Source organism: Acetilactobacillus jinshanensis (assembly GCF_004359375.1).
Classification (GTDB): domain Bacteria; phylum Bacillota; class Bacilli; order Lactobacillales; family Lactobacillaceae; genus Acetilactobacillus; species Acetilactobacillus jinshanensis.
This window is the reverse complement of the sequence record NZ_CP034726.1, coordinates 1,547,678-1,572,025: the sequence shown is the minus strand read 5'-3', so window position 1 is coordinate 1,572,025 and position 24,348 is coordinate 1,547,678. Positions and strand designations below refer to the sequence as shown.

General features: G+C 40.2%; 20 protein-coding genes and 1 other annotated feature. Of the genes, 13 read left to right on the top strand and 7 right to left on the bottom strand.

The window, feature by feature from the left end; all coding sequences use genetic code 11:
• The first annotated feature begins 320 nt into the window (after window positions 1-320).
• Window positions 321-547 (top strand) — a binding site (T-box leader).
• 59 nt (window positions 548-606) lie between these two features.
• Window positions 607-2,127, top strand: a complete 1,521-nt coding sequence (locus ELX58_RS07570) for an ABC transporter substrate-binding protein/permease (RefSeq protein ID WP_133442495.1) — start codon at window positions 607-609, stop codon at window positions 2,125-2,127.
• Between the two features lie 17 nt (window positions 2,128-2,144).
• Window positions 2,145-2,897, top strand: a complete 753-nt coding sequence (locus ELX58_RS07565) for an amino acid ABC transporter ATP-binding protein (protein WP_162614682.1) — start codon at window positions 2,145-2,147, stop codon at window positions 2,895-2,897.
• A gap of 182 nt (window positions 2,898-3,079) precedes the next feature.
• Here the strand turns inward: ELX58_RS07565 and ELX58_RS07560 are convergent, their stop codons facing one another.
• From ELX58_RS07560 to zwf, 3 genes are all read right to left on the bottom strand, one after another.
• Window positions 3,080-4,024, bottom strand: coding sequence for an SPFH domain-containing protein (locus ELX58_RS07560; protein WP_162614681.1), 945 nt, complete (start codon window positions 4,022-4,024; stop codon window positions 3,080-3,082).
• A gap of 111 nt (window positions 4,025-4,135) precedes the next feature.
• On the bottom strand, window positions 4,136-5,569 hold the full coding sequence (gene gndA / locus ELX58_RS07555) for an NADP-dependent phosphogluconate dehydrogenase (RefSeq protein WP_133442493.1): 1,434 nt from the start codon (window positions 5,567-5,569) through the stop codon (window positions 4,136-4,138).
• A gap of 99 nt (window positions 5,570-5,668) precedes the next feature.
• A complete protein-coding gene (gene zwf, locus ELX58_RS07550; protein ID WP_133442492.1) occupies window positions 5,669-7,126 on the bottom strand; it encodes a glucose-6-phosphate dehydrogenase in 1,458 nt (485 codons plus the stop codon).
• Window positions 7,127-7,399: 273 nt separating this feature from the next.
• Here zwf and ELX58_RS07545 point away from each other — a divergent pair, with 273 nt between their 5' ends.
• Window positions 7,400-8,560, top strand: coding sequence for an MFS transporter (locus tag ELX58_RS07545; protein WP_133442491.1), 1,161 nt, complete (start codon window positions 7,400-7,402; stop codon window positions 8,558-8,560).
• A gap of 5 nt (window positions 8,561-8,565) precedes the next feature.
• Window positions 8,566-8,913 carry a hypothetical protein gene (locus ELX58_RS07540; protein WP_133442490.1) on the top strand — a complete coding sequence of 116 codons (348 nt, stop codon included), beginning with the start codon at window positions 8,566-8,568 and terminating at the stop codon, window positions 8,911-8,913.
• A gap of 71 nt (window positions 8,914-8,984) precedes the next feature.
• On the opposite strand, the gene ELX58_RS07535 is transcribed toward ELX58_RS07540, so the two are convergent.
• Window positions 8,985-10,370 (bottom strand): hemolysin family protein, encoded by a 1,386-nt coding sequence (locus ELX58_RS07535; RefSeq protein WP_133442609.1) that lies wholly within the window; start codon window positions 10,368-10,370, stop codon window positions 8,985-8,987.
• A gap of 197 nt (window positions 10,371-10,567) precedes the next feature.
• On the opposite strand from ELX58_RS07535, the gene ELX58_RS07530 reads away from it, so the two are divergent.
• From ELX58_RS07530 to ELX58_RS07515, 4 genes are all read left to right on the top strand, one after another.
• Entirely contained in the window at window positions 10,568-10,960 is a 393-nt protein-coding gene (locus ELX58_RS07530) for a hypothetical protein (RefSeq protein WP_236747677.1), read from the top strand.
• Between the two features lie 412 nt (window positions 10,961-11,372).
• Entirely contained in the window at window positions 11,373-11,801 is a 429-nt protein-coding gene (locus tag ELX58_RS07525) for an Hsp20/alpha crystallin family protein (protein WP_133442489.1), read from the top strand.
• A gap of 123 nt (window positions 11,802-11,924) precedes the next feature.
• Complete coding sequence (locus tag ELX58_RS07520; protein ID WP_236747676.1) at window positions 11,925-12,386, top strand: Hsp20/alpha crystallin family protein; 462 nt, start codon at window positions 11,925-11,927, stop codon at window positions 12,384-12,386.
• A gap of 195 nt (window positions 12,387-12,581) precedes the next feature.
• On the top strand, window positions 12,582-13,889 hold the full coding sequence (locus tag ELX58_RS07515) for an ammonium transporter (RefSeq protein ID WP_133442488.1): 1,308 nt from the start codon (window positions 12,582-12,584) through the stop codon (window positions 13,887-13,889).
• Between the two features lie 98 nt (window positions 13,890-13,987).
• Here ELX58_RS07515 and ELX58_RS07510 read toward each other — a convergent pair whose 3' ends face one another.
• On the bottom strand, window positions 13,988-14,668 hold the full coding sequence (locus ELX58_RS07510; RefSeq protein WP_162614680.1) for a DUF975 family protein: 681 nt from the start codon (window positions 14,666-14,668) through the stop codon (window positions 13,988-13,990).
• 458 nt (window positions 14,669-15,126) lie between these two features.
• Between ELX58_RS07510 and ELX58_RS07505 the strand changes: the two genes are divergently transcribed.
• A complete protein-coding gene (locus ELX58_RS07505; RefSeq protein ID WP_133442486.1) occupies window positions 15,127-16,434 on the top strand; it encodes a dicarboxylate/amino acid:cation symporter in 1,308 nt (435 codons plus the stop codon).
• 247 nt (window positions 16,435-16,681) lie between these two features.
• Here the strand turns inward: ELX58_RS07505 and ELX58_RS07500 are convergent, their stop codons facing one another.
• A complete protein-coding gene (locus ELX58_RS07500; RefSeq protein WP_133442485.1) occupies window positions 16,682-17,530 on the bottom strand; it encodes an aldo/keto reductase in 849 nt (282 codons plus the stop codon).
• Between the two features lie 95 nt (window positions 17,531-17,625).
• On the opposite strand from ELX58_RS07500, the gene ELX58_RS07495 reads away from it, so the two are divergent.
• The 3 genes from ELX58_RS07495 (at window position 17,626) to ELX58_RS07485 (ending at window position 21,149) form a co-directional block, all read left to right on the top strand.
• Window positions 17,626-19,968 carry an HAD-IC family P-type ATPase gene (locus ELX58_RS07495; RefSeq protein ID WP_133442484.1) on the top strand — a complete coding sequence of 781 codons (2,343 nt, stop codon included), beginning with the start codon at window positions 17,626-17,628 and terminating at the stop codon, window positions 19,966-19,968.
• Window position 19,969: 1 nt separating this feature from the next.
• A complete protein-coding gene (locus tag ELX58_RS07490; RefSeq protein WP_133442483.1) occupies window positions 19,970-20,416 on the top strand; it encodes a universal stress protein in 447 nt (148 codons plus the stop codon).
• Between the two features lie 82 nt (window positions 20,417-20,498).
• On the top strand, window positions 20,499-21,149 hold the full coding sequence (locus ELX58_RS07485) for an HD domain-containing protein (protein WP_133442482.1): 651 nt from the start codon (window positions 20,499-20,501) through the stop codon (window positions 21,147-21,149).
• A gap of 1 nt (window position 21,150) precedes the next feature.
• On the opposite strand, the gene ELX58_RS07480 is transcribed toward ELX58_RS07485, so the two are convergent.
• Window positions 21,151-21,660 carry an aminoacyl-tRNA deacylase gene (locus ELX58_RS07480; protein WP_133442481.1) on the bottom strand — a complete coding sequence of 170 codons (510 nt, stop codon included), beginning with the start codon at window positions 21,658-21,660 and terminating at the stop codon, window positions 21,151-21,153.
• 246 nt (window positions 21,661-21,906) lie between these two features.
• Between ELX58_RS07480 and ELX58_RS07475 the strand changes: the two genes are divergently transcribed.
• Window positions 21,907-24,348 (top strand): phosphoketolase family protein, encoded by a 2,442-nt coding sequence (locus ELX58_RS07475; RefSeq protein WP_133442480.1) that lies wholly within the window; start codon window positions 21,907-21,909, stop codon window positions 24,346-24,348.

Genomic DNA, 24,348 nt, shown 5'->3' with positions numbered 1-24,348 from the left:
TCCGAAATTTAGGTGCTATTATTAAAAATGTACTTAATCGATAAGTTAATTAATTAAGTTAGTTTTATATCTGAAAGGAAGTTTCAAAAATGCTAATCGTTAACTTACACATGAATAACCTAAACGTTCGACGATTTTACGCCCGACGAATTCTTCGAGTTCGCCGATCCAACATCCGTGTAAGTGATTAGTATTTTTAAAACTTGCACGGTAATCTGTTAAACCGTGCAGGTTGAGCTTCTGTATTTGCTCGAAATTAATTCTGCAATTAATTAGGCCTCACGGTAAAATCCGTGAGGCTTTTTGCTTCTAAATTGAATATCAAAACGTTGATCAGGAAGGTTAGTTAAACTATCTTCACAGAAAGACCGGGTTCATGAGAACCGGTTAGATGATTTAATTAATTCGAGCCTGAGAGTTACTTCCCGAAAAAGTAGGGAAGATCGGTTAATCCGTTATCTTGTAAGTTTGTAACAACTTTATGAGCTAGAGTATGCGAATGCTCTAGAAAATGAGGTGGCACCGCGTTTACACCGACGTCCTCTTGGATCATCAAGATCCAAGGGGATTTTTTATTTCACTAAATAAAGAAAGGAAAAAGATAGCATGTCTCAATCAAAACATTGGTTAAAGAAGGCCATTATCTTAGCTATGACCTTCATCCTAACGATTGGAATGACGTTAGGAATGTTACTACCGTTAAACGCTAACGCTTCGAGCGCAACTGATAATTCGTTGAATGAAGTTAAGAAAAAGGGCGTCTTGGTAATGGGGACGTCGCCTGATTATCCACCGTATGAATTTCAAAAGAGTCATCATGGTCAGTCCAAAGATTACGGTGCTGATATTCAATTAGGTAAACAAATCGCCAAAAAGTTACACGTAAAATTAAAGATTAAGAACATGTCATTTAACTCTCTGTTAACGGCATTGAATACTCATAAGGTTGACATGATAATTGCCGCTTTAAGTTACACCCCACAGAGAGCTAAGAACGTTAACTTCAGTAAGAGTTATGCCGATGCTTACATTAACTTCGTTGTTAACAAGCAGGACGCAAAGAAGTACCATTCTTACAAGAACTTAGCTAATCAGTCCATTGGTGCCCAGTTAGGTACTACTCAATACACGATGGCTAAGAAGCAAATTAAGAACGTTCATCTAAAAGGGATGGATTCAACTAACGATTTAGTCATTGGTTTAAAGTCCGGCAGATTTAAGGCCGTTCCAATGGAAAAGCCTGCTGCTGATGCTTACATTAAGAACACCACTGGTTTAGCTGAAGTCCCTAGTCATTTCAAAGGCCAGACTGGTCAGAACGCCACTAGATGTATTGCATTCCACAAGGGTGCCAATTCATTAACTAATGCTGCTAACAAGGTAATTGAACAAGATAATCATAATCATACCTACACCAACAAGTTCGTTGCTGCTGCTGGTAAAAAGATGGGTACCGCTAAGAATAACAAGAGTCAATTTTCACTTTGGAACTACAAAGACTACTTCATTAAAGGTCTTGAATTAACGATCGTAATTAGTGTTGCTAGTGTCATCATGGGCCTAATCCTTGGTGTAATCTTCGCATTGATGCGGTTATCTCATAACTGGTTCTTACACACGATTGCCGTTATTTACATTGAATTCATCAGAGGAACACCTGAATTAGTTCAGATCATGTTTGTATACTTTGGTTTAGGTGAAATCGTTAAGTTACCTGCATTAACTTCTGGAATTATTGCCATTGGTGTTAACTCCGGTGCGTACGTTGCCGAAATCATCAGAAGTGGTATTAATTCCGTTGATAAAGGTCAGATGGAAGCAGCTTTATCATTAGGCTTATCTAAAGCTAAAGGCATGAAGAACATTGTTTTACCACAAGCCTTTAAGAACATTTGGCCGGCACTTGGTAACGAATTCGTTACCTTATTGAAAGATAGCTCATTGGTATCCACGATTGGTGTCGCTGAATTAATGTACGAAATGAAGATCGTTCAGGCCGATACTTATGAAGGTGTTCTACCGATCTTTATCATCATGATTATTTACTTCATCATGACTAGCATTATTCTTGCTATCATGCATTACTACGAAAAGAAGTTTAACCACAAGGGTACCGCTAAAGCTTAAATCAAGGAGACGTTAGTATGGATAAGATATCGACAAAACCAATTATTAAAATTCAAAATTTATCGAAATCATTTGGCAAGCACCAAGTTTTTAAAAACATTAATTTAACCGTTAATAATGGTCAGGTGGTCTGCTTGTTAGGACCCTCTGGAGTTGGTAAAAGTACATTGATCCGTTGCATTAACATGTTGGGCAAACCAACGTCGGGTTCCATTTATTTCGATGGTGAAGACTTAACTAAATGTGATGCTCATCAGTTAACTAAATTACGTTCCAAAATTGGGATGACGTTCCAGAATTTCAACCTATTTAAGAATAAGACCATCTTACAGAACATTATTCTGGCACCTATCAAGGTTAACCACGTTGATAAAGATAAGGCCATTCAACAGGCTCACAAATTATTAAAGATGGTTAACTTAGACCAAAAGGCGAATGTCTATCCGGATTCACTATCCGGTGGGCAAGCCCAAAGAGTAGCCATCGTTCGTTCATTAGCAATGCACCCAAAAGTCATGCTCTTTGATGAACCAACTTCAGCATTAGACCCTGAAATGGTTGGTGAAGTCTTGGACGTTATGAAGATGTTAGCTAAAAAAGGAATGACGATGATCGTTGTTACTCATGAAATGGGCTTCGCCAAGAACGTTGCTGACGAGATCTGGTTCATGGACAAAGGTGGTATTAAAGAGCAGGGCAAACCAAAAGACTTCTTTAGCCATCCGAAGACGCCGGAAGCTCAGAAGTTCTTGAGCAAGGTCCTTAAATAAGCTGTCAACTCATTTATTGTCCATCATTTATATAAATTGGGTTCTGAAACCTGGTGCTTAGTTTTCTGATCTAACATTCTATTTCCTCAAGACCCAGGCGAGGCCCAATCAACTGAAATAAAAAAGCATCTCTAAATGAAATCATCATTTAGGGATGTTTTTTTACGGTTAATTAGATTGCGTTACTTATTATCGTTAGCTTCGCCTTTATCCCATATTTTCTGCATGGCGGCCATCTTTGGTAGGTCACCGAAATCATTGGAGTGACCGTTGGCGAAGACCATATTACCGGATTCAGCTAATTGCTTATATGCGTTGATGGATAAGTAATTAAAATAGGCCTTTTCTAATTTTGGATCGTTACCAACTTCGGATAAGACCTTTTGCATAACTTTAACGCTGTACTGTTGAGCGTCAGCGTTAGCTTGAATGGCGTACTTCTGGGCGTCGGCGTTCTTTTTAGTGGCTGTAGCTTTGGCTTGGGCAGTGTTAACGGTAGCTTCATTTTGAGCCTTATTGACGGAAGAAATCTTAGCGGCGTCACCATCGGCTTCGTTTTTCTTGGAAACTTTGTCTAACTGAGACTGCTTTTGTTCGTCCATGTGCTTTTGCATTTCTTCCGAAGCCTGGAGTTTTTCGATGTTGACCTGATCAACATGGAGTCCATACATGTAAGTGGCAGAGGCAATTCGACGCTGAAGTTCGACCTGAATTCGTTCGTTAGAGTCTAAGGCGTCGTTTAAAGTCATGCCACCGATGATATCACGAAGCATGCTCTGAACCTTTTGATTCATACTTTCAACGGAATTTTGGTTACCCCAGAGATAGTCGTAGGGATTAGTAACGTGATAGGTTAACGAAGCTTGAATGTAAGCTAGGGCCTGATCACTGGTGGTAATCGTCATGGGATGATTACCGCTTAGGTAAACGTTACCTTGAGCTAAATTGACCGGAATGATCTTTTCAACAAACGGAATCTTAAAATGTAGGCCTGGTTCGCAGGGATGGTTGCGGTTGATACATTTACCCCAGATGGTGATCATACCCGCGTGATTCTGTGGGACGATCTGAAAACTTAAGTAACCTAGAATTAAGATCACTATAATTAAAATAATGGTTAATATCATGATAACCATGCTCCTTAATATGTAATTTTGTAATGTAATATCATTAATAATTAAAAGCCAGATTACGGATTTTCGTAACCTGGCTTTTTTCGTTCAGATTATATTTTTAAATTATTCTTCTTTATACCACGTGTAGTGGAAGGTTCCCGGACGATCAATTCGATGGTAGGTATGTGCACCGAAGTAGTCACGTTGAGCCTGTAATAGATTAGCTGGTAAGACTTTAGCTCGGAACGAATCGTAATAGGAAACGGCCGCTGACAAACAGGGAACCGGGATTCCATCAAGCGTTGCTAAAGCTACGATTTTACGGGCTGATTTTTGATACTTTTTAGCGATACCGGCAAAGTATGAGTCCATTAATAAATTCTGAAGATTGGGTTTCTTAGCAAACGCATCGGTAATTTTCTGGAGGAATTTAGCGCGGATGATGCATCCGGCACGCCAAATCTGAGCTAATTTGCCGTATTTCAAGTGCCACTTATAGGTCTTAGAAGCCATTTCCAGTTGAACAAAGCCCTGGGCATAGCTCATGATCTTACCAAAGTATAAAGCCTGACAAGCTTCTTCCACGACGTCTTTATCAGGCTTAACTTGATCTTTTTTCTCGGGGCCTGGTAAGACCTGCGCAGCATGCATCCGTTGGTTCTTCATCATTGAGATAAAACGAGCGAAGACCGATTCGGTAATTAATGACTGAGGTGCACCAATTGCCATTGCGTCTTCAGAACTCCAGCGGCCGGTACCTTTATTTTCACCTTCGTCCAGGATCATATCGACGATCGGGACTGATTGATCGGAACTCAAGTCATCTTTCCGGCTTAAGATGTCGGCCGTAATCTTGATCAGGTAACTATCAAGTTCACCCTGATTCCATTTAGCGAAGATCTTTGACAATTGATCGACGTTAAAGCCAACAATATTACGAAGTAAGTTGTAGGTTTCATCAATCAACTCTTCGTCGCCGTATTCGATACCATTGTGAATCATTTTAACGTAGTGACCAGCTCCGTTTGGCCCAACATAGGTGACGCAGGGTGTACCATCGTGAGCCTTAGCGGCAATCTTAGTCAAGATTGGCTTAACCATTTCGTAGGCTTTTTCTTGACCACCTGGCATTAGGGATGGACCGTGTAAAGCACCTTGCTCACCACCGGATACTCCCATACCAAGGAAGTAAATCCCGTCTTTTGTTAAGTTGGCGCTGCGGCGGATCGTATCATGGAAGTTGGCGTTGCCACCATCAATGATGACGTCGCCCTTATCCAAAAGCGAAGCCAATTGATTAAGAATGTTATCAACAGGTTTCCCGGCTTTGATCATAATAATAATTTTACGGGGAGCTTTTAACGAATTAACAAAGTCAGTTAATTTGAAACTTGGGACTAAATTTTTGTCCTCATGATTTTCAACAAATGATTTGGTTTTAGCACTAGTTCGATTAAAAACGCTGACGGTATAACCATGACTCTCGATATTAAGGGCTAGGTTCTTACCCATGACGGCCATGCCGATGACACCGATGTCGGCTTGATTACCAGGCATATCGATCTTCCTTTAAATAAAAAATTAAAGTAACAAAAAAGCCGAACTAATAAGTAGTTCGGTTTTGATTATATCATATTCGAATGTTTTGCTTACGATTTAGTTTTCGGGATAGATCCAGTGACGACCGTCACGTTTAAGTAATTCGTCAGCAGCTTTTGGACCCATGGTGCCAGGCGTGTAGTTAGGGAAGTCTGGTTTCTTAGAGTCCCAGTACTTACGAATTGGATCAACGAACTTCCAATCATGAGCGATTTCCGGCCAGCCGGCGAAGTTAGATAGGTCACCAGCTAAAGCATCGTTGATTAAACGTTCGTATGGTTGTGGAGTCTTAGCGATATCTTCTTTGGATTCCATGTCATTCATGGAAGCGGTAGTTAATTTGAAGCCGTTACCGATCTGCTTACGGTTGAATGATAACTTGAATCCAGATCCAGGTTCGATGTGAATGGTCAAAACAACTGGTTTAACGTCGTTACCGTCACCAAAGATGTTCTTGGCAGGCTTGAAGACAATGTCAACACGGGTTTCTTTCTTGCCCATCATCTTACCAGTGCGGACATAGAACGGAACGCCTTGCCAACGAGGGGTCTGAACGTTAACTTTACCAGCGACGTAGGTTTCAGTTGCTGAATCGTTCGGAACACCAGGTTCTTCACGATATTCATGCTGAGAACCTTTAGCACCATACTGACCACGAACGAAGTTCTTGGCAACGCCTTTAGCGTCATAAACTTCAACACTGTTTAAAGCCTTGGCTTTAGCAGCATGAATGTCAGTATCATTAAAGGTCTTTGGTGGTTCCATAGCGATTACACCCAAGACTTGCATGATATGGTTTTGGACCATGTCACGTAAAGCACCGGTGCCATCGTAGTAACCGGCACGTTTTTCAACACCTAAGCCTTCAGCTAAGGTAATCTGAACGTTGTCGATGTAGTTATGGTTCCAAACGTTTTCGAATAATGGGTTAGCGAAGCGTAAAGCATAGATGTTCTGAACTAATTCCTTGCCCAAGTAATGATCGATTCGGAAGATCTGATCCTTATCAAAGGTTGCGGCTAAGGAATCGTTTAACTTCTTAGCTGATGGATAGTCATGACCGAATGGCTTTTCGATGATTAAACGGTTAAAGCCGTTATCAGATAAAACATGCTGTTCACGTAAGTTCTTAGATACGGTTCCGAAGAATCGTGGTGCTAATGCAATGTAGTAAATGCGGTTGCCGTTTAATTGATACTTTTTGTCTAATTTATCAGCTAATTTACTTAATACGACATAATGAGCAGGATTAGTAACATCATGGGATTGGTAGTAAAAATGGCTAACGAAGTTTTTAACTTGAGTATCGTTATCAGCTAAACTCTTTACAGAATTAGCAACGATTTCACGTAACTTGTCATGAGTCCACTTATGACGACCAGTTCCAATTAATGCAAAATGTTTGCGTAGGCTACCTTTTTTATAAAGGTTAAAAATAGCCGGATATAACTTTCGGTGAGCTAAATCACCAGTTGCACCGAAAAGCATAATTAGAGCTCTTTTTTCAGTTGCCAACGTCTTCACGCTCCTTTTTAAAATTTTAAATTCTAATTTCTAGAGATGCGGCTCCATTCATCATGAAAGCGTATTCTTTAACTATGGTTATTGTATAACATTGATCCACGGAAAAAAAGCGCTTACTTTATCTAAATTCAGGCCTTGTTTGCCCAAATCCAACCGCTAATAGTAAAAAAAGAGCAATTTAAATATTATAATAAAATTAATTGGCTCTTTCGGAAGGGGACGTTCGCAATTTTCAAACGTAAATCGATCGGTTTATCAACGTTAATGACTTATTCCATAATCTTAAACGCCGGAACATCATGTGTCTGGCCGTTGGTCACACTGTATATGCATAATTATTTGCATCAGACATTAACCATGTCGGGACTTGTGTTATTAGGTATGTCTATTTTTATGATCATCGGTAATTATCTCGGTGGTTATCTATTTGATAATGCGTCACCGTATAAGACATCAATTATCTTTATGACGATTTCAACAATTTCGGTGATTGCGTTAATCTTCTTCCACGGTTGGCCCACATTTGCATTTTTGCTGATGCCGTTTGACCTAGGTAACGGTGCTAACCTAACGCTGACTAATTCGTATGCTACTGCAATTGTTGAAAAGAGCAGCCGCTACATCTTTAATATTATGTACATCGGATTGAACCTAGGGATTGTCATCGGTAGTGCAATGGCTGGTTTCTTGTTAAAGGGTGGCGTTGCCTTTCTGTTCACTGTTACCAGTGTTTTCTACGTTGCCGCGTTATTAATGACAATTCTCCAGTTTAACGTTGATTTATCGAAGTACCAGCGAGTCTCTGGTGCTCAGCCTAAGCATCAAGTCATTCATTACGGTAACCATCACGGCTTATTAATCTCAATTTGTTTGATGGTCTTCTGTATCTACATGACTTACGCAATCTGGGATAGTGTTATGTCCGTCCACATGACTAGTTTAGGGATTTCGTTTATTGACTATAGTTGGGTCTGGGTCATTAACGGAATCTTGATTGTCCTTGGTCAGGATTACGTTAACCGGCTCTTTGGTAGATTAAAGATTTCTGTGCAGGTAGCGATTGGTGTCGCTATCTTTGCGGTTTCATATTTTGGCTTGATCCCAGCCCGTCATTACCTTGCGTTTGTGATCTCAATGATTGTGTTAACAATTGGTGAAATGATAAGCTTGCCGGATATTCCCGCCTGGATCGATAACTTCGCCCGACTTAACGAAAAGGGTCGTTATCAAGCGTACTTTAACGTGTCGATGACGGCAGGCCGAGCCGTTGGTCCGTTATTTGATGGGATTGTAGTGGAAAGCATTAGTTACGGTTTCCTGTTTGGTTTCTCAGGAATTTTAGTCTTATTATCTTTGTTATTAGTTATGATTGAAGTTATTCGAACCTATCGAAGACGTCAGCATCTCGCTAAAGCTAGGGAATGATTTAGATGGATAGAGCTCAAATTCGGCAGATGCATTTGAAGCAGAATCGCGTTCAGAAGCGCTTTAAGGACTTGGTCCGTAAGAAGACCTTTGTTTATCATGGTTCTAATCCTAAGGCCCGTTTACAAGCTAAACTTTATTTCTTAAGGCAATTAAAGCAACAGCTTAAATCAGCGTTCTGTTTTAATGATTATCAGGCGGAATTCATTAAAAACGAAGCCATGAACCGCGTTTTACGTCATAGTCCCGAACGGATCCTGGTCGCTGAAGATACCACCAAAGCTGAGAAATTGGTTAAAGCGAGCTTTGTTCTGGGTCACCATTATTTCCGCTTTATTATGACGATGCTATAAATTGAATTTAGACAAAAAGAAAACTCATCCAAATATTATTTGGATGAGTTTTTAATTTACTTAAATCTAATTTAACTTAATTCATTAGCGGACTGGGAACCTTGCTTAGACGGTTTCTTTTCCTGTTTAGCAATGGCCGCTTTCTTCTTATCTTCAAGATCTTTCTTAGCTCGTTCGTGAACGGGTGTAACTTCAAACCATTTAACGAATGAGTTAACGACCTTCGTGATCTTGAATTTAAAGCCACCAAGGTTAATTACCGAGCCATCATGAATTTCAGGATACTTAGCAATAAAGTAACCTGACAAAGTAACGGCATCGGACTTGTTAAAATCTGGGATTTCGTTGTTGAAGAAACGTTCGAAATCGTAGATGTTGATCTTACCATTGATCTGGTAAGTACCTTGTGGTTGTTTGAAGATAAATTCATTCATGGATGGATCAACTTCGTCACGAATGGTACCAAAGAGTTCATCATAGATATCTTTATCAGTGATGATCCCACTGGTACCACCGTATTCATTAACAACGACAACCAAAGGTGTATGCTTCTTGACCATTTCTTTCAGAACCTGGGTAATCGGTGTCGTTTCGGCAGTCGTTATTACATGACGTAATAACTTAGTGACCTTAACGTCTGGGTTAACCTGGTGCTGACGAATTAAATCATAGTTGTATACGTAACCAATGATCTGATCCTTGTTGTTATTCTTAACAACTGGTAAACGGCTGAACTTCTTGGTTAAGTAAACATTAATGGCGTCCTGGTCAGTATCATCATCATTGATAACAACTAACTGGGTTCGGTCGACCATGATGTCTTTAGCGACCTTAGTGTTGAACTTAAAGGCACGGACCATGTAAGTATAGTCGTTACGGTCTAACATGCCGTTCTTAACGGCGTTTCTGGAAACGTCCAGGATTTCACCCTGTGACAGGGATTCATCGGTCTGATCAGCCATCTTGATACCAAAGAGCTTAACCGTTTGTTCAGCAGACACGTTGATCAACCAAACTAATGGGAAGAAGATCTTATGGCAGTAATGCAATGGCGTACATACAACACCTAGCATGAACCGAGATTTAGCAGTACTTAAGTTCTTCGGTGTAACTTCAGTCAATACAACTTCTAAGTAAGTCAATACGACTAGACCAATGATGGCACTGGCCGATTCGACGGTTCCGTTGTTCATATGCCAGAGCGGAAGGCCGAACAGATATTCTAATCCTTCATCGACCAGTTTTTCACCAACCCAGCCCATTAGAATACCGCCTAGCGATACTCCGACTTGAGTAGTGGATAGGTAATCATTTAAATGCGTGACCATGTAAATTTCACGCTTTAATTTAACTGGAACTTTTTTACCGTTGACTTTATCCTTATTAGCCGATTCCTTTAGTTCACTCTCACGGGTTTGGACTAATGCAAATTCACAGGCGACGAAAAAGCCGGCCATGAAGAAGGAAAGTACAGTAACAACAATTTCCCAAAATAGCAAAATTGCTTACCTTCTTTTGTTTAAAACTTTAAGTCATATGTATCTTTACTTATATTATATCGCGCGTACACGACATTGGAAACATGTCCATTTGATAGCTATTAATAAGAATGATAAACTTAAAAGGTACATCTCATAATATAGGAGGAATTGACATGGCTGAAAAAGACGATAGTCAAGCATCGGACCAAGAACAACCGAAGCGAGACGAAGACGATAATCGTACCTTAGAAGAAATTCGTGAATCTAAAATTAAGTACTCTGATGATGACCTTAAAAAAGCAATTGATTTAATCAAGAAGCGGGGTTACATCACCAAGTTAGACTTTAAGAAGATGGATGATACCGTTTGGGCCGATGGCTTCTACAAAGCAATGGACTCAAAGATCCAGGAAGATGATAGCTATAACCCATACTTATACATCGAACTCTTCGACTTTAAAGGCGGAGACATTGATGCCATCATCTTCGATATGGATAAGGTTAAGACCCGTGACGATGCCTTGAAGACATTGGCCAAGACGTTACACGAAACCATTATTCGTTAATTTATTAAAAAATTAAATTTTTAATTCTTAAAACACGCGATAGCTTCAGCTTTTAGCGTGTTTTTTATTTAAATTAATTAGCACTATTTTGAATTAGTGCTAAAAATCCCTTGCATTTTTAATTTAAGGGTCTAATATAATAATTGCAATGTGAGTTAGCACTCTTGAATGATAGTGCTAAAAAGTTGCGTTGCAAATTAAGAGTGATTATCATAAGAATTGGTAAGTGAGATGGAGCAATTCAAAACAAGTTGCTCTGCTCATGTTTTTATTTGAAATTCTATTAGCACTTAAAATTTTGAGTGCTAAATATTTTGAGTCTCTAGATGTGAAGTTTAAAATAATAATTGAATTGAACTTGGGTATCGATTAATTAAGTTTGATATCAATTGATTAGAAAGAGGTTTTCATTATGGCAAATGAATTAAGAAACATGTTTGATGATGACGAAGATCCAATGAACGATTTCTTTGGTAACTTTGGTCGTAGTTTATTCGACTCAGTTGCCAGTCACAACCAGATGAAAACAGATGTCGTTGAACACAAGGATGATTATCAAGTAACTTCCGAATTACCAGGCTTTAAGAAAGATGATATCCATATGGATTACCGTGACAATACCTTACGGATCCACGCTACTCACAACATTAGTAAAGCCGCTAAGAATGACAAGGGCAGAGTATTAAGAAAAGAACGTTCCAACAGTGACGTTGCCCGTGCATTCTACTTACCAAACGTTGACTTAAGCAAAGTTAGCGCAACCTATGATGGTGGTCTGTTAAAGGTAACCTTACCAAAGGTTGAAAAAGATGACAGCAGCCACCAAATCAACATCAAGTAATCGTAGATTAAATTGAATTAAAATCTGAAGGCTGGTTAATTACCGGTCTTCTTTTACAGAATCAAATTAGCACTAATTAAAAAGAGTGCTAAAGTTAACCGCTTTGATAAAGGAGACATTAATATGAGTGAAGAATTAAGTAACGTATTTAATGATGACCCAATGACTAACTTTGACGATGACTTCGATTTAGGCTCAATGAATGACTTCTTTGGTGATCTTGACAAGAGCTTCTTCAATGCCATGCCAAAGATGAACCCAATGAAGACTGACGTTACTGAAAACAAGAAGAACTATCAGGTAACCGCCGAATTACCGGGTTTCAAGAAGAACCAGATCCACATGGACTACCGTCACAACACTTTACGGATTCATGCCGTTCATAACGTATCCCGTAACGTTAAGAACAATAAGGGCAAGGTTCTCCGTAGCGAACGCTCAATGAGCAACGTTAACCGTGCGTTCTACTTGCCAAACGTCAAATTTAATAAGATTTCCGCTAGTTATGACGGCGGCTTATTGAAAGTTACTTTACCAAAGGCCGCTAAAAAGATTGATAATTCCCACCGCATCAGCATTAAATAAGCTTAATCTACCCAAATGAGATTACCGGCCGACGAACCGTCGGTCTTTTTTATTGCCATCATATGTTATAAAACCTTACATAAAGTTAAATTATTTTCATAAATTTGAATAAAAACATTTAACATGGCGTTCATAGTGTTATACTTTCTTACATGTAAAGAGGAAATCTGAACATGTATAAAAGGACTGACAAACGTGAATGCTGCAAACACATTTTTTGTAATTATGTCAGCAATTCTGGTGCTGTTTATGACACCAGGGCTGGCCTTTTTCTATGGTGGTTTAGTATCTAAGAAAAACGTTGTCAATACTACGTTTTCTGTATTTATTATTACTGGGATTGCGATCTTACTGTGGATTGCCTTTGGCTATAATTTATCATTCGTAGGTGATTTCCACGGAATCATTGGCAGTTTCCATCATTTATTCTTACATGGCGTCAACCTTAAAGCGTTAATGCCACAAACTCATATTCCGACTGGAGCTTACATGATGTTTGAAATGATGTTTGCTGTAATTACACCAGCACTGTTCGTTGGTGCCGTTGTTGGCCGGATGCGTTTCCGTTTTCTACTATTATTTATCGTTTTATGGTCTATCTTGGTATATTACCCAATGGCCCACATGGTATGGAGCCCCACTGGTTTCTTAGCTAAGTTAGGTGTTCTAGACTTTGCTGGTGGGACCGTTGTTCACATCAATGCCGGAGTTACTGCATTTGTCCTGGCAGTATTCCTGGGCCGTCGTTTGAACTATAAGCATAAGATCATTCATTATAATTTGATCTGGGTCGTATTAGGTGCCACCATTCTATGGATTGGCTGGTACGGCTTTAACGCCGGTTCAGCATTAGCCGTTAATAACGTTGCTATGCAAGCTGCATTAACGACAACTGTTTCAACCGGGACTGCTATGATGACCTGGATGGCCCTTGACCGGATTTTCCATGGTAATCCAACATTAGCCGGTGTTAGTACTGGTACCCTGTGTGGTCTAGTTGGAATTACTCCAGCCGCTGGTTACGTTACCGTCTGGGGCTCGTTCTGGATTGGCTTAATCTCGACATTATTCAGCTACTTCTTTGTTAATTACATTAAAGGTCGCATTAAGTTAGATGATACTTTAGATGCCTTCGGCTGCCACGGTGTTAGTGGAATTGTCGGAAGTATCTTAACTGGAGTATTTGCAACCAGCAGTATCAACAGCGTCGTAAAACATAACGGTCTGTTCTATGGTGGTGGTATGCATCAATTCTTACTTCAGCTTGGTGTTACCGCCTTTACGATTATCTTTGTCGTAATCATGGATATTATCATTATTAAAGTCTTAGAACTCTTCGTTCCAATCAGAGTATCCAAGTACATGGAAAAGATTGGTATGGATCCGTTAGAAAACAGTGAATCTGCTGACTACCTAGTTAACACGATTGACCCAACCTTCATTAAGGTCGCTCGTCAGCGTCAGCAGGCTCGTAAGGCTCATCAAAATAGTCAACACAAATAATTTTTCATAACAAATCCTTCATAATTACTTTAAAATTGCTGCAAAAAGCGGCGTGAGTTGTAAATAACTCACGCCGCTTTTTGTTTCACGTGAAACATTTACTTGTTATCAGGATCAGTAATTAATTTCTGATAGAAGTTAGCTAACGTTAAACGATAGTAGGGCTGGACCCAGAAATCAGCTATCGAGAAGGTCAAAACTGAGATGATAAACCAGCCTAGGAAACTTAACTGGATTACGAATAGTTCCCACTTATGACCGTTCATTAAATGGCGACTCTTAGTGATGGCGTCCCAATATTTCATGCGATGGCCGGAATCAACGGCATCCTTATAGATATAAATCGCCTGAGAGTAGGCTAGTTGCTTAATGATCCCTGGAAAAATAAGGAGCAGGGACCAGAAGAATTGCCACATTATTCGTAAGAAACCGATGATAAGTGCTCCCATAAAGTAATTACCATTATGGAAAATCGTGGTCGACTGCTCGATTCCGTGCTCACATGACCGTTTGCCTCTGACTAAGTCTAAGCAGACCAAAGCAACGCTGGTGATTAACAGGTAACCGATAATATCAATAAGGGTTGATACTGAATCACTGCCCATCCAGACACTAAATGATGTATTAGAATACATGACACGTTTGAAAACGATATTCCCATTAATACTACTTAAAAACGCAAGGATGAATGATGGGAAAATTAAAGCCGCAAAGAACCCAAAATTCGGATTTAACATGTTTCTCGCGTGCTGTTTTAACTGACGACGAGTTGAATTCATAAAATCATACCTTTCAATTTCGTAAATTGGGTTTAGTATACAAAGCATTATGTAATTTGACAAATATGCAGATAAAAATATATTTGCATTTTTTTGATTTAATGATATTATTAAAAGTGAATTAAGAAACGATAACTTACAAGTAAGTTTCGTTTAATAGATTTAATGATTGGAAGTTTTAATAATGTTCATCGTTCACCGAATTAACTTATTAATTGATGACGACGTTAAAGATGATCGAGATCCGAAATTAGATTTTGATTATAAATTAAATCTTTAACGCCCGTGTGAACGATTGGAATGTTATTGAATTGAGTCAATTCGCACAGGCTTCACTCTAGACTGTGTGGATTAATTTCATCGCGAAGTTAATGAACCGAAAATTAAACCTCATGGTCTAAAGATCATGAGGCTTTTTTGATACTTTAATAATGCAGAGACACAGAGGGGATATTAATATGAAAAAGAGTTCAAAACGATTTTTCCATATGCCAACCCTAGGCACTCAGATCTTAATTGGTCTGTTTCTAGGGATTGGGATTGGATTTCTGTTGTATCATAACCAGATGGCGATTATGGCGATGCAGAATATTGGGACGATCTTCATTAATCTAATTCAAATGATCGTCTTACCGATCATCGTTTCTTGTTTGACCGTCGGGATTGCCAGTATTGGTAGTATGAAACGGTTAGGACGAATCGGTCTAAAGACCATCATTTATTTTGAAGTCATGACGACCGTTGCCTTAGCCGTTGGTCTATTTGTTGGTAACATTTTCCATCCAGGAACTTTAATCAACATTCATTCCTTACACAGCTTTAACATTTCACAATACGTTTCCGTTGCCCACACCGCTTCTAAAGGTGGCTTCTGGGGATTCGTAATTAACATGATTCCAACTAACATCTTCAAGTCGTTAGCTCAAGGTAACATGTTAGCCGTAATCGTATTCAGTGTATTCTTCGGTTTAGGTGTTACCGCCGTTGGTAAACAAGGTCACATCTTAGTTACGTTCATGAGTTCCGTTGCCAAGGTAATGTTCAAGATCGTTGACTGGATTATGCACATTGCTCCACTAGGTGTTTTTGCCTTAATGGGTGCAACCGTTGCTCAGATGGGACTCAAGTCATTATTACCACTTGGGTACTTCGTTGCTTTAGCCTATGGTGCCATGATCTTCTTCGTTTTAGTTTGCCTAGGTTTAGTTGCTAGAATCTTCAAGTTCAGAATTATGAAGCTGTTAAGAGTAATTAAGGAAGAAGTTGTCTTAGCATTTACCACCGCTAGTTCCGAAGTTGCTTTACCAAAGAACATGCAGCGAATGGTTAAGTTAGGTGTTAAGAAAGCCATCGCTAACTTCGTCATTCCAGTTGGCTATACCTTTAACTTAGATGGTTCTGCTATCTACCAGTCATTGGGTGTTCTGTTCTTAGCACAGGCTTATCACTTGGACCTATCCATTGGTAAGCAGATCGTGATCATGCTGGTATTAATGGTTACTAGTAAAGGTATGGCCGGTGTACCAAGTGCTTCATTCGTTGTTTTACTAACTACCGCTTCAACCATCGGCATTCCGATGTCAGGTTTAGCTTTGATTGCCGGGATTGACCGATTAGTTGATATGGGTCGTACCGCAGTCAACGTGGTTGGTAATTCATTAGCTACCGCCGTTATCGGTAAATCTGAACATGCTTTCGACATGAATCAGGCTCACAGTTATTACCGTGAAGTCGTGGAGGATCCGAAGAAAGCTGAAAAGATTTAATTAAGATTTGAATATAACAAAAGAAAAAGCCGTATCGATTAAATTCGATGCGGCTTTTTAAATATTCCAAGTTACTTTGGGCGGAGTTAAATGAAATAGAAACAAATGAATAGTGTTATATGAATAAGTTCATTTTTAATATTAGCACCCAATCTCGATATTTCAAGTTAATTCGCAAAATAAAAAGGATTTACCATAATTTTTTTGATTATGATAAACCCATAAAGTTAACTTATTATCGAAATAGTTAGTATTGATGTTCGATTTCATAAACTAATTCCGGATCGTCACCAGTTCGCTGATTCCGGTTTAAACCGTTCATCATCTTTATTTCATGATTGGATAACTGGAAATCGTAAAGATCAGCGTTTTCTTTGATCCGTGAAGGTGTTTTGGACTTTGGAATAATGGCGACACCGCGCTGTAAGTGCCAACGTAAAACGATCTGGGCAGTTGATTTGCCATGTGCTTTAGCAATCTTACCGATGGTTGGGTCGTTTAAAACGGCACCACGGCCCATTGGGCTCCAAGCCGGGGTTACGATGTGGGATTGACGATCAAAATCGACCATCGGTTGCTGACTTAAGTAGGGATGGTTTTCAATTTGGTTAACGACCGGCATTTCCTTGGCTTGGGTGTGTAAATATTCTAAATGAGTGCGATGATAATTACTGACCCCAATGGACTTAACTTTGCCGTCAGCCTTAGCCTTTTCTAAAGCTCGCCAGGTGTTAAAGAATTCGGAATGAATTGGCCAGTGGATTAAGACTAGGTTTAAGTAGTCCGTCTGGAGATTAGCTAATGATTCGTCAACGGCTTTTAACGTGGACTGATAGCCCTGTTTTGGTTCCGGGATCTTAGTGGTTAAAAAGTATTGATCACGAGGAACGTTGAGCTTTTGAAGGGCGTTACCTAATTGTTTTTCGTTGTGGTAAAACTGAGCGGTATCAAAAAGACGGTAGCCGCTTTCCCATGCGGTTTTGATGGCACGGTCCATAACGTCTTGTGATACTAACTTATAGGTACCGAAGCCTTCCATGGGCATCTTTTGACCATCAGCTAACGTTACGGTGTCGCGAATGGATTGAATTTTCATGTTTATATCCTCCCTATATTCTTATTATCGAACAATTGATACATTTGAAATTATAATAGATATGCGCAGATTTTTTAAAAGAAGTGTTTATAGCAATGGCCAATTCGCATTTAAATCCCAATCAGGGCTTAACAATTGAACAGGTGATGGACCGAATCAATCATCATCAGGTGAACTATCATCCTAAATCATTGACCCGCAGCGTGGGTGCAATCGTCTGGGGTAATACCTTTACGCTTTTCAATATCGTCAATCTAGCGTTAGGTGCATTGGTCTTTTACACCGGAAGTTATAAGAACCTGTTGTTTCTGATCATTGCAATCGCGAACACCATTATTGGAACCTTTCAGGAAATCCGTTCAAAACACCGAATTGACCAGATGGCGTTGCTTTCACAGGGCCGAATCATGGTATGCCGAAATTCAAAGATTGAACGCTTATTGCCGTCCCAGATCGTAAAGGATGACGTAATCATCTTGCGATTAGGTGATCAGGTCCCAGTCGACGGTAAGATTATTCAGACCCGAGCCTTAGAAGTTAACGAATCCCAGATTACCGGGGAACCGGACACCATTAATAAAGAAGACGGTGATCCGATTGTTTCAGGGAGCGTCGTCATCAGTGGCAGTGCCAGGATGGTTGCCACTAAAGTTGGCAGTAAAGCCTTTGTTAATCAGTTGTCGAATCAAGCTCGGACCAGTCATGAAAAAAGTAGTAAACTGCTTAACATCATTAAGACGATCATTCGAATTTTAACCTATGTGATCGTGCCGTTAGGCATTGCGCTATTTTCATCGAAGATTATTCAGGGTCTTTCAACTAATAAAGCGATTTTAGGAACGGTCGCCGCGATGATTGGGATGATTCCTGAAGGGTTAGTCCTTTTGTCTTCAGTCACCTTAGCCGTATCCGCCATGAAATTAGCTCGGCACCACGTCCTGGTGCGGAGTTTACCGGCCATTGAAACTTTAGCTCGAGCCGATGTTCTGTGCCTTGATAAGACCGGGACCATTACGACCGGTCGGTTAAAGATGCGTCATGTTATACCGTTAGGTAACTACCGAGTTGATGAGATTAAAAAAGCTCTGGGCACCATGATCCACGCCATTGATGATACCGACTCCACGGCGGAGGCCTTAAAACTGCAGTTAAACAGTACCCATGAGATAGCTCAAAAGGTTGTACCGTTTTCGTCAATTCGGAAGTGGAGCGGAGCCGAATTTAAATCCGGTAATTATATCCTGGGCGCTCCGCAATGGATTAGTCAATTATCACCAGAATTGAAAACTAAGATTGAGCACTATGCGCACCAGGGTTATCGAGTTGTTGGCTTTGCTAAAACCACACGACCAATTACAAAAGCTGTTGGCCATGCTCATATGATCGCCTTGATTTTAATTACGGATATTATTCGACCCAACGCCAGACGGATATTTAAGTACTTCGTTAAGCAGGGCGTTCGTCTGAACGTTATTTCAGGGGATGATCCGGTCACGGCATCGAGCGTTGCTTATCAAGCTGGAATTCCCAATTCTGATAAGTTGATTGACATGTCAACGGTTCGTCCCGATCAAGATTACCGTTGGATTGTGAAACATTACCGAGTCTTCGGTCGCGTTAAGCCGGAACAGAAGCAACGGCTAATTAAAGCTTTGCAGGAAGACGGTCATACGGTCGGGATGACCGGTGACGGAGTCAATGATATTTTGGCTTTAAAACAGGCTGACTGTGGAATTGCGATGGCAACCGGCAGTGAAAGTACCAAGAGTATTGCGAACTTCGTTTTGATGCACTCGGACTTTGCAGCCATGGCCAATGTCTTAGGTGAAGGGCGACGAGTTACTAATAACGTGGCTAACGTGGCTTCACTTTATCTAATTAAAACTATGTATTCACTGGCGTTGACGTGTCTATTCATCTTTGCGTCCCGTGACTATCCATTTCAGCCGATTCAATTGACGCCGATCAGTACCTTTATGATTGGGATTCCGACCTTCTTCCTGGCGTTGGAGCCAAATTACGACCGAATTTCCCATCAATTTACCGAAAAGATCGTTAAGGTCGCGGTACCTGCCGCTATCACCATCATTGCGTATATCTTACTTGATGAAATGATCAGTAAGATTTTGACCCTGCCTTATTTTGAAGCATCGTCAATCAACGTCATCTTGACTGGGACGATCTGCTGGTTAGCCCTGATTAAGGTGTCCAAGCCACTAAGCCGATTTAAATTGATGATCATTATTGCGACCGCCATCTTCTTTACCCTAACGTTCCTGGTCTGGGGCCACCTGTTTAACCTTTATGAAATTTACGAGTTCCACGAGCCGTTACTGGTTATCGGAATGGCAATTACTACTTATCCCGCTTTAATTTTGGTACAATCAGTCGTGAAAATGATTTATCGAATCTTCTGGCACTCTTCAAGGAGGAGATAACATGGATCTAACGCCACTCAACAAGACTTACAAAAGAATTTTGGTCGGTGTGGATGATTCTGATGACGCACAGTTAGCTTTCCATTACGCAATTAATTATGCCAAAGAAAATAACGTAACGTTAATTATTGCGTCAATCTGGGAATCCCAGGATTTAAATTCTTATCAAGCCTTAAACCATAATTTTGTTAACGGTAGTAAGGAAGACGTTCTTAACCGCCTTAAGATTTATAAGAAATATGCTGAAAAACAGGGTGTTAAAAACGTTATTACCGTTACGGGTGAAGGTCATCCTGGTAAGCAGATCGTTAAAAAAATTATTCCAGAAACCAAAGCTGATTTATTAATTATCGGTTCATTATCCTACAAAGGTTTCCGTAAACACTTAGGGACCCAAGCCGGTTACATGTCAAAGTTTGCTCCGATTTCTGTAATGGTCGTTCGTTAATAACAAATGATAGTTAAAATAAAATGACGCGATGATACAAAATCGCGTCTTTTTTCGTATTTAAGATAGGAGTTAATTAATCATGAAACCTGATTTTAATGCAATGAAGAAATTTGCAAGACAACGAATGTCACAAGATCGAAGTGGGCACAGCTTTGACCATGTTCAGCGAGTTGTTAACACGACGTGTAAACTTCTGCAGCAAACTCCACAAGCCGATCCGTTAATTACAAAGTCGGCTGCATATTTACACGATACGATCGATGATAAGTTAGTGAATGATCCGGCAAAAGCTCAACAAGATCTGATAAATAAACTGAAGCAATGGTATTATTCAACAGGCCAGATTAATAAGATCATGCTGATTATCACCCATATGTCATTCAGCGACAATCTTCAGCATCATTATCATTTGCCAGTTGAGGGTCAATTGGTTCAGGATGCCGACCGTTTAGACGCCATTGGGGCGATCGGGATCGCTAGGGCGTTCTGTTTTGGTGGTCACGTTGGTGAAAAGATGTATGATCCAAAACTGAAACCCCGGATTCATATGACGAAAGCTAAAGAACGTAATTATACTCAGGGGACCACCATTAATCACTTCTATGAGAAATTACTCAAAATAAAAGACGACCTTAATACTGCTGCAGCAAAGCAGTTGGCTCAAGGTCGTCAAGAAGTTATGATTCGATTTTTACGTGAGTTTAAAAACGAGTGGAACGGAAAAGAATAAGTTAAGGTTTCGATGTTCGAGCGATTGGTGCAAACTTGGCGTGCGTCATCTTAGCAACGTCTTCAGCGTTGACTTCAACGGAACGACCGATTTCACCGGATGAAACTAAGATCTCACCCTGCTTTTTAGCGATATCACTAAAGAAGATCGGGTAGTGATCCCGTTCGTAGATTCCGATGGGAGTGTTGGCACCGTGCTGATAACCACTGGTCTTACGAAGCTTTTTTAATGGGATCATTTCGACTTTCTTGTTACCAGACGCCTTAGCAAGGGCCTTTTCGTTTAGGTACATATCTAACGGGACGACACCGACTAATGGGCCGGTCTTTTTACCGCTTAGGACTAAAGTCTTGTAGACGCGATGTTCATCAAGTCCGGTACCCTTTAGGACCATCTGCTGAACGTCGTTAATCTGTTTAGTTGGGATGACGAACGGCTTGTAGGGGATTTTGTGCGCACCTAACATTTTTTCGACTAGCGTCTTTTTGATGCGATTTTTCTTTTTTGACATTATTGATCACCTTCGATGGATAAATCTCTTTAATTTTATTTTAACATTGATTTTTTATTAAAAAGACTAGACTATTAAAGGTTTGTCCCCCATAATGGGATACGACAATTAAAAGTCGTTACTTCCGACTAATTATCGGGTAATGATTATATTTTTATGTATAGTAATGTATAATACTAGATAGTGGTAATCGTATAGTTATCACGTCAATATTGTATATTAATCCCATTAAAAGGAGTGAACTCAATGGCTGTCAATTACGATTCTAAGCAATACTTAAAGGACAACGAAAAGTACTGGCAAGCTGCTAACTACTTATCCGTTGGTCAACTTTATCTTCGTAATAACCCATTATTAAAGCACCCATTGACCGCTAAAGATGTTAAAGTCCATCCGTTAGGTCACTGGGGTACGATTGTATCTCAAAACTTTATTTACGCGAACTTAAACCGTGTAATCAAGAAGTACAATCTAAACATGTTCTACATCGAAGGTTCAGGTCATGGTGGTCAAGTAATGATCTCCAACTCCTACCTTGATGGCAGTTATTCTGAAATTTATCCAAGCGTATCTGATGATGAAAAAGGTATGGCTAAATTATTCAAGCAATTCTCATTCCCAGGTGGAGTTGCTTCACATGCCGCACCAGAAACACCAGGTTCCATCCATGAAGGTGGAGAATTAGGTTATTCTCTATCCCATGGTGTTGGTGCTATCTTTGATAACCCTGACGTAATCGCCGCTGTTGAAATCGGTGATGGTGAATCTGAAACTGGTCCTTTATGTGCATCATGGTTCTCTGACAAGTTCATTAACCCTGTCACTGATGGTGCCGTATTACCAATCATCAACTTAAACGGATTCAAGATTTCTAACCCAACTATCTTAGCTCGTATGGACGATAAGAGCTTAGCTGAATATTACCATGGCATGGGCTGGGACCCTCACTTCGTTGAAGTTAAAGGTTGGGATCCTAGAGACCACAAGAATGATCCTGATGACCCTAAGAACGTCGATGACGTTTTCGAACAGATGGAAAAGGTCATGGATCACTGTATCGTAGAAATCAAGAACATTCAGAAGTACGCACGTACTAAAGAAACTGCCGACACCGCTAAATTACCTCGTTGGCCAATGATCGTTGTACGTACTCCTAAAGGTTGGACTGGTCCGAAGAAGAACTTCCAAGGTCTTCCGGTCGAAGATTCTTCTCGTGCCCACCAAGTTCCGTTACCGATTTCTGCCGTTGACATGTCTCATGTTGACGTATTAGAAAAATGGTTAAAGTCCTACCATCCAGAAGAATTATTCAACAAGGATGGTTCTGTTAAGGACTCAATCCGTAACATGGCACCTAAAGGTAAGCAACGTATGGCCATGAACCCTATCACCAATGGTGGTATCAATCCAAAGCCATTACGCTTACCTGACTACCGTAAGTTCGCATTACACTTCAAGACACCTGGTTCCATTAAAGGCCAAGACATGGCTAACTGGTCCAAGTGGATCGCTGAAGTAATGAAGTTGAACCCACATAACTTCCGTGGTTGGGGTCCTGATGAATCAGAATCCAACCGTCTGTTCGACGTATTAAAGACGACTAACCGTCAGTTCATGGAACAGATTGATAAGCCTAACGATGCTGATATCGCTCACTCTGGTCGTTTAATTGATTCTCAATTATCCGAACATCAGTGTGAAGGCTGGTTAGAAGGTTACTCCTTAACTGGTCGTCATGGCTTCTTCAACACTTACGAAGCATTCGGCCGTGTTGTTGATTCCATGCTTACTCAGCATTACAAGTGGTTAGAAAAGTCCACGACTGGTAAAGCCGCTGCTTGGCGTCGTCCAATTCCATCTATCAACATCGTTGATACTTCTACCGCATTCCAGCAGAACCATAATGGATTCACTCACCAAGATCCAGGTCTTTTGAACCACTTAGCTGAAAAGAAGTTAGACTACATTAACGAATACTTACCATCCGATACCAATACCTTATTGGCAGTTGGTAACAAAGCATTCCAGCAGTATAACACCATTAACTTATTAGTTACTTCTAAGCAGCCTCGTCCTCAATGGTTCAGCATTGACGAAGCTACTAAGTTAGTTGACAATGGTTTAGGTGTTGTTGACTGGGCTTCTACTGATGGTAATAACGAACCTGATGTTGTTATGGCCGCATCTGGTTGTGAACCTACTCGTGAAACCTTTGCCGCTATCGACATCTTACACAAGAACTTCCCTAGCTTGAAGATTCGTTGTGTCAATGTCGTTGACTTGATCAAGTTATTCAACCCTAAGTACACCAAGAAGGGTATCAGTGACAAAGAATTCGACAGCATCTTCACTAAGAACAAGCCAGTCGTATTCGCATTCCATGGTTATGAATCCTTATTAAAGGACATCTTCTTTGACCGTCACAACAAGAACTTACATGCTCATGGTTACCGTGAAAACGGTGATATTACTACACCATTCGACATGCCTGTCTTGAACAAGATGGATCGTTTCGACTTAGCTAAAGAAGTTGTTCAGGATGTACCATCCTTAGCTGGTAAGTCTGCTGACTTCCAGAGTAAGATGGACAGCATCTTAAATAAGCATTACTACTACATTCGTGACCACGGTACTGATTTACCAGAAGTTGTTAACTGGAAATGGACTCCAGTCAACAATGACAAGTAA